Raw genomic sequence first — 13484 nt, 5'->3', positions numbered from 1 at the left:
TTCCTATTAAGGAATACAATCACGAACTCAATATATATGATTTTTTACCTTTTTGCAATCCAAAAAGATGGATTTAACCGTGTGGTATTTTTAAAGAGTACAAAGATGAGTTTTGTTTTCCCTGTTAGTTTATCGGTAAAAATAGTACCTAATTGCTGGCCTGTTTTTACTTCATCTCCGGATTTTACAAACGCAGTCTCCAAATTATTATACGCGGAAATATAATTACCGTGTTGTACTAAAATATTTTTCTTTCCCTCTGCCAATATCTGAACAGCTAAAACAGTCCCGTTAAAAATACATTCTGCGCTTTTTCCCTCATCAGTAAGAATATGTAGCCCGGTACTGTTGATCGTGATTCCTTTTAAAGTGGGGTGTGCCTGCCTTCCAAAACGCCTTACAACCAATCCGCTTTTCAATGGCCATTGCAACCTGCCTTTGTTTTTTTCAAAGCGGCTTGCCAGGGCTTTAGCTTCGGGAGTCAATGCAAAACCCTTTGATTTTTTTGCCCCCTTTTTTGCATTCGATCTGGCAATTGCAGCTTTTATTAATTTATCAATATTTGCTGCAATTATTTTTTCTTCTTTTTGTTTTTTTTGCAGTTCCCTCTTGTATTTATTTTCTTTTTTCTTAATCCGGGCAATTAACTTTTCCTGGTTTTTTTTATCGATTTCTATTTTCTCTTTTTCATTTTCTTCTGAAATTGCTAATGTATCTTTTAATGCTTTCTGATAAGTCAGTGAATCATTTAATTGCTTTATGGTTGTTTTTTGTACATCAATAGCTATTCCCTGTTTTTTCCTATATGCAGTGTATTGTTTCATATATTGCAATCGTTTATAAGCCTGATAGAAATTTTTAGAAGACAATATGAACATCATTTTGCTCTGTTGTGATTTACTTTTATACGATTTAAAAATCATATCTGCATAATCTGCTTTTAAAACTGCCAACTCTTTTGTCAGTTTCTTCGCTTTTTTTTCATTTGCTTTGATTTCCTCGGATAAAATAGTAGTCTCTAAACGGATGGTTTCAATTAATTTGTTTCTAACTGTTATTTTCTGATTGATATCTTTTAAATCGTTTAGTGCATTTTTCTCTTTCTTTTGCGTATCAAAAAGCAGTTTATTTACTTTTCTAATTTCAATCTTGAGTTTTTTCCGTTCAATTTCCAGCTGCTTGCGGGTCTTTTTTTGAGCAAGTGTTGAAACTCCTAGAAAGAGAAAAAATAATATGGCTGTATATTTTTTTAGCACTATAATGTAATACGCTTATAACCTTTTGGAACTCTATAACGAATGTTAAGAGGTTTGTTTAGTTCAATACTTCTGTAATCCAAATCCATACGAGTATTCTTTATTCCGTCTTTTGCTTGGATCCCCATACCGACAGGAACCTGTTCCGTATGAAAATCTTTATACTTTGTATAATGTACCTTTAAACTCTGATCTTTTTGATTATTTTTTATATAGAATTTGCTTAGTTTAAAATGATACGGATTTATATTAAAAAATATCTCAAATAGTTGTTCTTCTACTTTAGGCACCAGTTTGTATGATTTATTTTCTATTGAGGCTATATACTTTTTTTCTCTTAGGTCAAAGATACTTTCGCCTACTAGCATTTTTTGGAGCTGAAAAAAATCGATCTCCATTCCCAATATGCGTTCTAATATTTTAAAGTTACCTTCAAAATATATTTTTTCATGAGGAGAATAAAAACGAAGAGAATTGGGTGTGATTTTGACTTTAAATATCGTAATTGTTTTAGAGATTTTCAGCCAAATCACCTCATTTTTTTGTATTCTAAGTCGAACGGTAAAACTATGCTTCTCACTTTTTTCTCCATTCGTACTACGGTATTTTGCCTTGATTTTGGCTTCAAGTGTATTTGCACCAGATGTATTGCTTACATGTTTTTTGATAATTTTCTTTGCAGACATTTTTTTTATGTCTTTGGTATCAACAACATTCTTTGTGGTTTTACAGGAAACCGCTACCAGTAGTAGGGAAAGGACATTAACAGATATCAATTTTTTCATTTAACGGCTCTTAATCTCTTTGCTTTATTTCTATACTCATCAGCCTTAGCGATGTTGTTTAACCCAAGATAAGCTTTGGAAATTTCATCATAAAAACCTGCTTCCATGCTTTTATTGTCAATTACAAAATCAATACCACTTTGTAGTATGACTAACGCTTTTTTATATGATTTCTGATAATTTAGAAATCTCCCGCGCATTAAATAGACAAATGGTTGAGCCGGAAACAATTCAACAGCTTCTTTGCTATATATATTAAGGATGGTTTGATCTTCTAAAGCTGCTTTTTGTAAAATCATTTTCAGTACCTTAAAAGAGGACGGATTGTTTTCGAAATTTTTTATCAAAGCTTTTAAATCCGCAGGTTCTTTTTTTTCAACCGGCTTCGATTTTCCTCTGTGAAGATTGGTTTTTAATTTTTTTAAATTCTCGGAAAGCCCTTCTTCATATTCAAGTATATCCATTAACTCGATAGCTTTTTTATACTCTTTATTTTGTACATAAAGGAACACCATACCCTCTCTTTTGGAAGGGTCCGTTTTGATGATTTGTTTCTGAGTGATGATCGCATTTTTATAATCGTACTCTTTTTTATATATCGCAACCAGATGAGAAAGCATCCAGATATCATCCGGTTTTTTTGCCAATGCTTTTTTTATGTATATTTTGGCTTCTGTTGTTCTATTTAGGAATAAGTAATTTTTAGAAAGTTCAAAAAGTACAGAAACCGTATTCGGTAGAAGCTCATGGCAGTTCTCAAGATTTCTTATGGCGTTTTCATAGTTCATAATGGATTTTTCCGAAAGTGCTTTAAAGAAATATTGCTGAAATTTTAACTCTTTTTCTTCGGAAATATCTTTAGCAGTAGGAATACTGTCTTGTGCTAAAGAAAAAAAAGGATAGTACAAAAACCCTAAAAAAATTAGTATTGTAATCCTTTTATTCATACTGTTTTATGTTAGCTCGGTATAGTCTCCAATACTTACCGAAGTATAATTTCCATTATACTTTACATGATTTCCAATCATTGCGTTATCTAAGGTAGCATTTGTAATAGTAACATTCGATTGTATTAAGGAATTTTTAACAGCAGAATCTTTAACCAAACTATTGGATCCAATAGAAACATAAGGCCCGATGACCGTGTTTTTAAGTACTACATTTTTTCCTACAAAACAAGGTGGGATGATTTCCGAATGATCTAATACGACTGTTTTGGAGACCAGATTTGTTCCTTTATCTTTTTCAATTTTTAGTATGGTTTTATTGGTAGCTACCGTAGGGTCTTTTTTGCCACAATCCATCCAAATATCTACTTTCCCGGGGATAAATTTAGCACCTTGTTGTTTTAAAGATTCCAGCACTTCGGTCAACTGAAATTCTCCCGAAGGCCTGATATCATTAGCTATCAAATGTTTAATTTCTTGTTTTATTCTGTTGCCATCTTTAAAATAATAGATTCCGATAATGGCTAAATCAGAGACGAATTTTTTTGGCTTCTCAACAAAATCAGTAATATAACCATCGCTTAATTTCACGACTCCAAATGCACTTGGGTCAGCTACTTTCTTTACCCAAATTGCACCATCTGCATTTGCATCTAAAGTAAAATCAGCTTTAAAAAGTGTATCTGCAAAAGCAATAACACATGGCCCGTCTAACGAGTCTTTAGCACAATAAATAGCATGTGCTGTGCCTAAAGTGTCTTCTTGTATATATACAGATCCTTTTGCTCCTAATGTATTTGCAATTTTTAATAATACTTTCCGCGTGTTTTCAGAAAAACCTTTTGCTGCAGGCCCAATGATAAAGGCTATTTCTTTTATATCTTGTTTTACAATGGCTGCAATATCTTCTACCAACCTCTGAACAATGGGCTTCCCCGCTATTACAGTTAACGGCTTAGGTACTGTTAGCGTATGTGGTCTTAACCTTGACCCAATCCCAGCCATTGGAACAATAATCCTCATCTATTTATCTTCAATGATTTAACGCTGCAATATACTATATATAACTCGATCCGAAAAGATGAGGAGTTATTTAACCCGGATGATGCATTAGAACTTCGTAATGAAGGTTGAAATCGTGATAAAATATAGCGTTTTCCGGAATGTAGCGTAGGCAGCGCTACGACTCATTTCAAAAATGCAGTGAAGCGAATATATTTTGAAACGATTTCAAGCTGTAATAGATTTTCTAATGCATCATTGGGGTTTAAATCCCTCTGGGAATTGCCTCAATTAAAGATTTGGTATAAGCCGTTTTAGGGTTTTTATAAATAATATCCGCATCACCTGCTTCTTCAATTTTTCCTTTATTCATAACAATTAATTGATCTGACATATATTTCACTACGGATAAGTCGTGTGAAATGAAGATATATGTAAAATTAAATTCTCTTTTGAGGTTGTTTAATACATTTAAAACCTGAGCTTGCACGGAAACATCCAGTGCAGAGACCGACTCATCACAAATGATTATTTTAGGTTGTAAAGCAATGGCCCTGGCAATGCTTATTCTCTGTCTTTGCCCTCCTGAAAGTTCATGAGGGTATCTTTTGAAGTACGATGATGTTAACTCTACTTTTTGTAATAGCTCTAAAACATATGCTTTTCTGTCTTTAGTATTTGAGAAAATTTTGTGAACCTTCATCGGCTCCATAATTGCGCTACCGACGGTCATCCTGGGATTTAAAGAAGAAAATGGATCCTGAAAAATGATTTGAATTTCTTTTCGAAAACTTTTTAATGCATTCTTTTTCATTTTAGTAATGCCTTTCCCTTTGTAAAAAATGTGTCCAGATGTTGCTTTTTCCAGATGCAATATTGTTTTTCCTAAAGTTGTTTTTCCACAACCCGATTCTCCTACCAAACCTAAAGTTTCTCCTTCATAGAGTTTAAAACTAACAGCATCAACTGCTTTCGTAATGCTTTTTTTCCTAAACCAACTCGCTTTGGAAATAAATTGTTTTTCTAAATTAATGATTTCAAGTACAGGGGGAGTTGCATATATTTTTTTATGAAATTTTGCTCTCTCGACATTTGTATACAGTCTGTTTTTTACGGATTTTTCCATAAAATCCCGAATAGTTGGCAATATTTTAAACCTTTTATCTAATGTAAGCTTTGATGCAATTAAAGCTTTCGTGTAATTTTCTTTTGGTTTTTTAAAAATAGTTTTTGTATTTCCTTGCTCTACAATAGTTCCATTATGCATTACAATAACTGTGTCAGCTATTTCCGAAACTAACTCTAAATCATGAGAAATAAATAAGATACTCATCTTTGTTTCTGCTTGCAATTCTTTTAGTAATCGTAAAATTTCTTTCTGAACTGTTACATCAAGAGCTGTGGTGGGTTCATCTGCAATTAGCAATTTCGGTTTACAAGCAATTGCCACAGCAATCATTACTCTCTGTTTTTGCCCTCCGCTTATTTGATGTGGGTAAGATGTATATATTCTCCCGGGTTGAGGTAGCTTTACCTTTGCAAATAACTGTATCACTTCTTTTTTAATTCTTTCGGATGACACATTTGTATGTTGTTTTAATATCTCCGCAACTTGGTACCCGCATGTAAGTGTAGGATTTAGTGAACTCATAGGTTCTTGAAAAACCATTCCGATTTTCCCTCCCCGTATATTTAAAATTTGTTTCGGGTGGCATTTTAGAATATCAACTCCTTCAAAAATAATTTCACCTTTAACCTGTGTATTTTTTGGCAATAGTCTCAAAATAGCTAAAGAAGTAATAGATTTTCCGCTTCCGGATTCACCTACCATTCCTGAAATTTTGTTTTTGCCCAGTTCAAAAGAAATATTTTTTACAATTGTATTTTCTACCTTATTAGAAAAAAAAGAGATAGTCAGGTTGTTGATTTGAAGCATTTATTTTTTTTTAAAGATACTAAATAACATGCACTTCACATGAATGCTTACCACCTAATTAAGAATTGTTTTTTAACGAAGAACTAATAAGAGAGCATGAAATAAGCTATGTCTACTACCATATATGGCCAGTCCTTAAATGCTAAAATCATATCACTATATCACTGTTTTCCGTTAGATGAAAATTTTATTATTTTCTGTTATTGACAAGTATTCAAGATTGGATTACCTTTACATCGGTATTAAATTTCTTATATTATTATTCTTTGTTTTAATTATAAGTATATTAATTCATGAATCCCCATAACTTCATAATTAATATCTCTAGAAACTCAAATCCCTTCGGTTTGAGTTTTTTTATATAATACTTTTTCCAATTTAAAAATACTTAGAGACCTTTGTCAAAAATAGGATATATTCCGTATTTGGATTGATTTAGTTTCAAATTTCTTACTTTTTGAAAATTTTTTCAACGTTGAGTTTTTTTTGCCAAATCAATGCTACAAAGATTCTCACTCAAATAAAAAACAGAAAGCCCTCTATAAAGTACTTTTATAGGAGGCTTTTGTTAAAAATTATACTATGATTACCTAAACTTATCTAACAACTAATTTTTTTGTTACAGATTTTCTTCCTTCTAACACTTTAAGAATATAAACTCCGGAGCTTAGGGAAGGTATATCTACTGTATTATGATTTGAAGTAAACTTTGCAGTAAATACCTGCCTGCCTAATACATTAAATATTTCTATACTCTTCTCTGAAATAGTATTGGTATTGGTAGTAATTGTAAATCTCTTATGGTTTACCGGATTCGGATATACGGAAAAGCCACCTATCGAACTATCCTCTGTGGAGGCAGTTGCCATATAAGTTCCTATGGGGAATGGAGTTTCGGCAGAAGAATTTGATGCTTCTCCATCTAAAGCATTTATTCCGCTATAAGACCAATTTGTTGGAGTAAAAGTAGTTCCTTCCGGCCCGGTATTGGAATTTCTGTATGCCCATCCGTCTAAATGATCCCATACCTGACCGGAACCATCTGTATTAACATCTCCGAATACATCTATGCTCTGCCCGCTCTCATATAATTCAATGGAGTCATCTCCATTAATAGATACAACATCGTCGACATAAGTGGGTGCCATTCCAAAAAAAGTAGTAAAATTTGGGGATTCAGTTGCCAAATAAATAAAACTTCCCGCAGTTACAGCTCCGGAAGGAAAATTATATTCTACATTACCTGCTGAGGAACCGACGCCATTTGTCACAGAACTTACTCCATATAAGCTTAAATCAGCTATATTATTTAATACATACAATTCAATTCCTTTAGGAGTACCACCTGACAAAGGCCCGTCAAATATACCTGTTATAACCATGCTATTGGTGGGAGGCCCATATGCATTCCCATTTACGGCTATGGTTTGAGTAGTGACCCCTGTGGAAGATACTGTAATATTGCCGTTATAATTACCCGCACTTAAACCCGCTGCCAAACGAACATATATGTCTGTACTTACTACTGTTCCTGAACTGGGTGTGATGTTTACGGAACTTCCAAAGCCGCTTCCGGAAGTTAGAGAAATTTCAAAATTTGCCGGTGCTGTAATAACAATATCATTTGTTAAAAACAATCCGGAAACAGAAAACGTATCTTCCGGAGAAGGCCCTCCAACACTAATAATATAATTCAAATTATCTAAAAAAGCAGTAATTGAAATCTGCGGATCTGCCGGACTTACGGTTCCTGACAATGCAACCGTTTGATCAGCAGCTCCTGCAGAAGATAAGGTAACATTTCCGGAATATGAGTTTGAACTTAATCCTGCTGCCAAACGTACATAAATATTGGTTGAACTTACCGTACCTCCGGATTGTGTAAGCATCGCAGTATTTCCAAAACCGCTTCCGGAAGTAGTAGAAATTTCAAAGTTTGCAGGAGCAGTAACAGTGATATTTCCAGTTAAGTTAATTCCTTCTACAGAGAATATTTGTTCTGTTGACGGCCCGTTACCTTCAAAATAATCCAGTTCGGTAACCGCAGCACCCGCAGATATAGCAGGCCCTGAAGCGGCACCAATCCATGATTTCGGATTATAATCTCCCGGTGCAGTCCTCGGTGAATTTGTATGGCTTGTACATCCTGATACCGTACTATCTGCCCAGACATTCCATTCGGATTCATCCCATGTTGTGTTTGGAGCAGTTACAGAAGCTTTGCGCTCTGCTCTTCCGTCTTCAAATTCATGGCATGTTCCGGATCCGTCTTCTCCGGGCACGCCGAAAATGTCAATCATAACATCCGAGGCATTAAAAATAGCAATTTGATCATCTCCATTACTATCTGCCGGGCCTCCGGTTCCTGCAGAAATATCTGCTGTCATTCCATATACGGATTGAAATGTAGTTCCATTGGAAGCAATAATAGCAAAAGCTCCTGATGCTAAATTACCAATGGATGATAAATCAACTACGGTAGATACTGTAGTTCCTCCATTTGTCCATCTTTTCAATGACCAATTTGTTAAATCAACTGCTCCTGTACTCACATTGTAAATTTCAACATATCTGGCGCTTGAATTGTTATTTGGGTCTGCCAACTCCGTAATAATGATTTGCCCAAAGGAAAAAGTGCTAAAACAAAGAGTCGATAAAAGTGTAAAGTAAATTTTTTTCATACCATGAATTTAGGTTATAAATAATATGCACAAGGTATTAAAATATATCTATTTTCATTCAATGTTGCACATTAATTTTTCGAATAAATTTCTGTTATTCAAAAGTTAAGAAAAATTAAATTTGAGAAGCTGTTTTATGTAAATTTAGTTTTATATTTAAAAGTTTGAAAGCGCATCGTGTCTTGTATAACATCAGTGGAAGATTATTTTTGAAGTAGAAAAAATCAAAAGGTATTTAAAATAACAAAAAAACCGCTCTGGAATACTTTCCGGGCGATTTCCTTATTTCTGTTTATATTTCTTAAGCCTCAAAAGGAACTACAGAAACATAAGATTTATTATTTTTTTTCTTTCTGAATTGGACAATTCCATCTATTTTGGCATGTAATGTATGGTCTTTTCCCATATATACATTTTCTCCCGGATTGTGACCGGTTCCTCTTTGGCGAACGATTATATTACCTGCGATTGCAGCCTGCCCTCCAAAAATTTTAATACCTAATCGTTTTGATTCGGATTCTCTACCATTCTTCGAACTACCAACTCCTTTTTTATGTGCCATGGCTCTATATGGTTTTAAAATTGATTCTTATTTACTTAATATTTCAATCAGCTCGGCCTTCTTTAGAGAAGTATATCCTTTGATGTCTTTTTCTTTGGCCAAAGCTTTTAATTGTGCAACAGTCATTGAACTTAGATCATCAGACGTTGTTTTTTTTACCTCTACTTTCGGAGCCGTTGCTGTTTTTTCTTTTTTAGGAGCAGCTGCTTTTTTGGCCGGAGCTTTCTTTGTTCCCGAGGTAGTAATACCCTCAATTTGAATTTCGCTCAAATATTGACGATGTCCATTTTTCTTTTTGTAGCCTTTTCTTCTTTTCTTTTTAAAAACAATTACTTTATCACCTTTGAGGTGATTCAAAATTTTAGCTGTCACTGCAGCTCCTTCTATAGCCGGGGCGCCAATAGTTACGTTCCCTTTATCTTCTACTAGCATTACTTTATCAAAAGTTACTTTAGTACCTTCTGTTTCTTGTAAACGGTGAACATATACTTTTTGGTCTTTTGCTACTTTAAACTGCTGCCCTGCTATCTCTACAATTGCATACATACTTATTTCGTTTATATTAGCTTCTTTTTACACTTCATTATTGAAAATGCGGGTGCAAATATACTCTTTTTTTAAAAGAATACAACAACTGACCATATAAATAATCAGGGTAAACTTATACTTTTATTTTTTATTTAATTCTTATTAATGCTTAGGAACCGCACATTAAACAATCATCAGGGTCCGCATTTTTAGATGCATCTATCATGGTTTTAAATTCTTCCGGGCTTATCGGTTTTTCTACTTCATTTACTTTCTTTTCTTTAGAAAGTGTAAACTGAATCGCATTTACTGCAGACTTAGTTCTTAGATAGTACATACCTGTTTTTAAGCCGGATTTCCATCCGTAAAAATGCATGGATGTTAACTTTGCAAAATCCGGATCTTTCATGAATAAATTTAGGGATTGAGATTGATCGATAAAATACCCTCTGTGACGAGCCATATCTATAATATCTTTCATACTCATTTCCCAAACGGTTTTGTATAGTTCTTTTAATGTCGCGGGAATTTTTTCTATGTGCTGGATGGAGCCATTTGCACGCATGATATCTTCTTTCATGTCATTATCCCACAAATCTAATTCTACTAAATCTTCCAGTAAATGCTTATTTACTACTATAAACTCTCCGGACAATACTCTTCTTGTATAAATATTGGAAGTATAGGGTTCAAAGGCTTCGTTATTTCCCAGAATTTGGGAAGTAGATGCTGTTGGCATAGGTGCTACCAAAAGTGAATTCCTTACACCGTATTTCATAACATTCTTGCGTAATTTTCCCCAATCCCAATTTCCACTTAATTCTTCGTCTTTAATGCCCCACATATTAAACTGAAATTCACCTTCTGACATCGGAGAACCTTTAAATGTTGAATAGGGTTCTTTTTTAGCTTTAGCTATTTCCATAGAAGAAGTAACTGCAGCAAAATATATGGTTTCAAAAATATCCTGATTTAATTGTTTTGCTTTTTCCGATGTAAAAGGCAAGCGTAGGTTAATGAATGTATCTGCCAGTCCTTGTATTCCTAATCCAATAGGCCTATGACGAAAATTTGAATTTTCTGCTTCTTTGACAGGGTAATAATTCATATCAATCACTGCACCCAGATTGCGGGTTACTTTTTTAGTAACATCAAATAGCTTTTTGTGATTGAAAAAGGTTTCTCCGTTTTCTTTCTCTGTGACAAACATCGGTAATGCTATGGATGCCAGGTTACATACGGCGACTTCGTCTTTGGCCGTATATTCCATAATCTCCGTACATAGATTAGAAGATCGAATGGTTCCTAAATTTTTATGATTTGTTTTTCGATTTACGGCATCTTTATATAACATATAGGGCGTTCCTGTTTCAATCTGGGCTTCTAAAATCTTTTCCCAAAGTTCACGCGCCTTTATGGTTTTCCTTCCTTTTCCTACTTCTTCGTACCCCTGGTATAGCTTCTCAAATTCATCTCCGTAAGTATCATACAGATGTGGGCATTCATTCGGACACATTAAAGTCCAGTTTCCATCTTCCTGTACTCTTTTCATAAACAAATCCGGTACCCACATAGCATAGAATAAATCTCTGGCACGCATTTCTTCTTTTCCATGGTTTTTCTTTAGGTCTAAAAAATCAAAAATATCCGAATGCCAGGGTTCTAAATACATGGCAAAAGAACCTTTGCGTTTTCCACCACCCTGATCTACATAACGAGCGGTATCATTAAATACTTTTAGCATGGGAACGATGCCATTTGATGTTCCGTTGGTTCCTCTGATATAAGATCCTGTAGCCCTTACATTATGGATAGATAACCCTATTCCCCCTGCAGATTGAGATATCTGAGCTGTTTGTTTTAGTGTATCGTAAATACCTTCAATACTATCATCCTGCATTTGTAGTAAAAAACACGATGACATTTGAGGTTTTGGGGTTCCGGCATTAAAAAGCGTAGGGGTTGCATGGGTAAAATATTTTTTACTCATTAACTCATACGTGGCTAAGGCTTCATCAATATCATGTTTATGAATTCCTACGGCAACCCTCATAAGCATATGTTGAGGGCGTTCCACTATTTGGCCGTTTAACTTTAATAAATAAGAACGTTCTAATGTTTTAAAACCAAAATAATCATAGTTAAAATCTCTATTATAAATAATGGTAGAATCTAATTTTTCTGCATTTTTTTTGATAATTTCATATACGTCATCTGCTAGTAGGGGAGCTTTCTTTTCGGTACGAGGATTTACGTAATGGTATAAGTCATTCATAGTGTCTGAGAACGACTTCTTAGTATTTTTATGTAAATTAGATACGGCAATCCGTGCAGCTAATTTTGCATAATCCGGATGTGCAGTGGTCATGGTAGCTGCAATTTCAGCTGCTAAATTATCAAGTTCGGAAGTCATTACGCCGTCATATAACCCTTTTATTACCCGCATGGCTACTTTTGTAGGATCAACTATAGTGTTTAATCCATAACACAACTTTTTTACTCTTGCTGTGATTTTATCAAACATCACAGGTTCTTTTTTACCATCTCTTTTTACTACGTACATGTATTATTTATTTTTGTAATGTGATATATAAACTGCAAGAGCAGTTTTTCTTTAATTTAAAAGTCTGCGTCGAAACTTATGGAGCCCGTACCTCCTGATTTGACACCTGCTTTTTGATATTCAGATACTCTTTTTTCAAAGAAATTGGTTTTTCCTTCCAGTGAGATCATTTCCATAAAATCAAAAGGATTTGTTGCATTGTATACTTTTTCACAGCCAAACTCTACTAATAATCTATCGGTAACAAACTCCAAATATTCTATCATTAATTTGGCATTCATACCAATTAAGCTAACGGGTAGTGATTCTATTATGAACTCTCTTTCGATATCTAGAGCTTCCACTATGATTTCTTTGATGCGTTCTTTGGGAACTTTATATACGATATGGTTATTATGCAAATGAACGGCAAAATCACAATGCATTCCTTCGTCTCTGGAAATTAGTTCGTTTGAGAATGTTAATCCTGGTAATAGGCCTCTTTTCTTTAACCAGAAAATAGAACAAAATGCCCCGGAGAAGAAAATTCCTTCTACCGCTGCAAAAGCAATTAACCTTTCCGAAAAAGAATCGGATTCAATCCATTTTAGAGCCCATTTTGCTTTTTTCTTGATGGCAGGAAATACCTCAATTGCTCTAAATAATCGATCTTTTTCTACTTCATCTTTTACATAAGTATCTATTAAAAGAGAGTAGGTTTCCGAGTGGATATTCTCCATCATTATTTGAAAGCCATAAAAGAATTTTGCCTCTGAATATTGGACCTCATTCACAAAATTTTCAGCTAGATTTTCATTGACAATACCGTCTGAAGCAGCAAAAAACGCAAGGATATGTTTGATAAAGTAACGTTCGTCATCAGTTAGTTTGTTGTTCCAATCTGCTAAATCCGAATGTAAATCTATTTCTTCGGCAGTCCAAAAACAGGCTTGCTGTTTTTTATACCAATCCCATAAATCGTCGTGTTGTATAGGGAAAATTACAAATCTGTTATCGTTGGATTCTAAAATAGGTTCTATTGCAGCCATTTTGCGTAAATTATTTTGATCTTGGGGAAATTTTCTCTTAACAAAGAGACACCTACAAAGGTTAAAAAAAATGCTACAAATTAAAAGCTATACTTATTCACAAAAACCAGCAAGTTTTTAACAAAATCAATTTATGTTATATAAAAATGCAAAAAACAGTTAATTTATAAATAATTGACAATCAAATGTTTAATTT

10 protein-coding genes are annotated in these 13484 nt (G+C 34.0%); all 10 read right to left on the bottom strand.

Going from position 1 to position 13484, the window contains the following annotated elements:
* Positions 1 to 44 precede the first annotated feature (44 nt).
* Positions 45 to 1256 (bottom strand): peptidoglycan DD-metalloendopeptidase family protein, encoded by a 1212-nt coding sequence (locus GKR88_00650; GenBank protein ID QMU62925.1) that lies wholly within the window; start codon positions 1254 to 1256, stop codon positions 45 to 47.
* A complete protein-coding gene (locus GKR88_00645; protein ID QMU62924.1) occupies positions 1256 to 2041 on the bottom strand; it encodes a DUF4292 domain-containing protein in 786 nt (261 codons plus the stop codon). The genes GKR88_00650 and GKR88_00645 overlap by 1 nt, the downstream gene beginning before the upstream one ends.
* Positions 2038 to 2988, bottom strand: coding sequence for a hypothetical protein (locus tag GKR88_00640; protein QMU62923.1), 951 nt, complete (start codon positions 2986 to 2988; stop codon positions 2038 to 2040). Before GKR88_00640 ends, GKR88_00645 begins: the two co-directional genes overlap by 4 nt.
* A 6-nt stretch (positions 2989 to 2994) precedes the next feature.
* Entirely contained in the window at positions 2995 to 4011 is a 1017-nt protein-coding gene (locus GKR88_00635) for a nucleotidyltransferase (GenBank protein QMU62922.1), read from the bottom strand.
* Positions 4012 to 4255: 244 nt separating this feature from the next.
* Entirely contained in the window at positions 4256 to 5926 is a 1671-nt protein-coding gene (locus GKR88_00630; GenBank protein ID QMU62921.1) for a dipeptide ABC transporter ATP-binding protein, read from the bottom strand.
* Between the two features lie 596 nt (positions 5927 to 6522).
* Positions 6523 to 8607, bottom strand: a complete 2085-nt coding sequence (locus GKR88_00625) for a T9SS type A sorting domain-containing protein (protein QMU62920.1) — start codon at positions 8605 to 8607, stop codon at positions 6523 to 6525.
* 301 nt (positions 8608 to 8908) lie between these two features.
* On the bottom strand, positions 8909 to 9169 hold the full coding sequence (gene rpmA / locus GKR88_00620; protein QMU62919.1) for a 50S ribosomal protein L27: 261 nt from the start codon (positions 9167 to 9169) through the stop codon (positions 8909 to 8911).
* 27 nt (positions 9170 to 9196) lie between these two features.
* Positions 9197 to 9715 carry a 50S ribosomal protein L21 gene (rplU, locus tag GKR88_00615; GenBank protein QMU62918.1) on the bottom strand — a complete coding sequence of 173 codons (519 nt, stop codon included), beginning with the start codon at positions 9713 to 9715 and terminating at the stop codon, positions 9197 to 9199.
* Positions 9716 to 9866: 151 nt separating this feature from the next.
* On the bottom strand, positions 9867 to 12260 hold the full coding sequence (locus tag GKR88_00610) for a ribonucleoside-diphosphate reductase subunit alpha (protein ID QMU62917.1): 2394 nt from the start codon (positions 12258 to 12260) through the stop codon (positions 9867 to 9869).
* A 56-nt stretch (positions 12261 to 12316) separates the two neighbouring features.
* The gene (locus GKR88_00605) at positions 12317 to 13288 is read right to left on the bottom strand and encodes a ribonucleoside-diphosphate reductase (GenBank protein QMU62916.1); all 972 of its coding nucleotides are present in this window, start codon (positions 13286 to 13288) and stop codon (positions 12317 to 12319) included.
* Positions 13289 to 13484 lie beyond the last annotated feature (196 nt).

The sequence above is a fragment of the Flavobacteriaceae bacterium genome (assembly GCA_014075215.1).
GTDB lineage: Bacteria > Bacteroidota > Bacteroidia > Flavobacteriales > Flavobacteriaceae > Polaribacter.
Note: the sequence above shows the minus strand (reverse complement) of the source record. Positions and strands in the feature narration are given on the sequence as shown.

Bases quoted from the DNA above. Each gene is read 5' to 3' on its own strand.
- GKR88_00645 (QMU62924.1), bottom strand. From the start codon at position 2,041: ATGAAAAAATTGATATCTGTTAATGTCCTTTCCCTACTACTGGTAGCG.
- GKR88_00640 (QMU62923.1), bottom strand. From the start codon at position 2,988: ATGAATAAAAGGATTACAATACTAATTTTTTTAGGGTTTTTGTACTAT.
- GKR88_00635 (QMU62922.1), bottom strand. From the start codon at position 4,011: ATGAGGATTATTGTTCCAATGGCTGGGATTGGGTCAAGGTTAAGACCA.
- GKR88_00630 (QMU62921.1), bottom strand. From the start codon at position 5,926: ATGCTTCAAATCAACAACCTGACTATCTCTTTTTTTTCTAATAAGGTA.
- GKR88_00625 (QMU62920.1), bottom strand. From the start codon at position 8,607: ATGAAAAAAATTTACTTTACACTTTTATCGACTCTTTGTTTTAGCACT.
- rpmA (QMU62919.1), bottom strand. From the start codon at position 9,169: ATGGCACATAAAAAAGGAGTTGGTAGTTCGAAGAATGGTAGAGAATCC.
- rplU (QMU62918.1), bottom strand. From the start codon at position 9,715: ATGTATGCAATTGTAGAGATAGCAGGGCAGCAGTTTAAAGTAGCAAAA.
- GKR88_00610 (QMU62917.1), bottom strand. From the start codon at position 12,260: ATGTACGTAGTAAAAAGAGATGGTAAAAAAGAACCTGTGATGTTTGAT.
- GKR88_00605 (QMU62916.1), bottom strand. From the start codon at position 13,288: ATGGCTGCAATAGAACCTATTTTAGAATCCAACGATAACAGATTTGTA.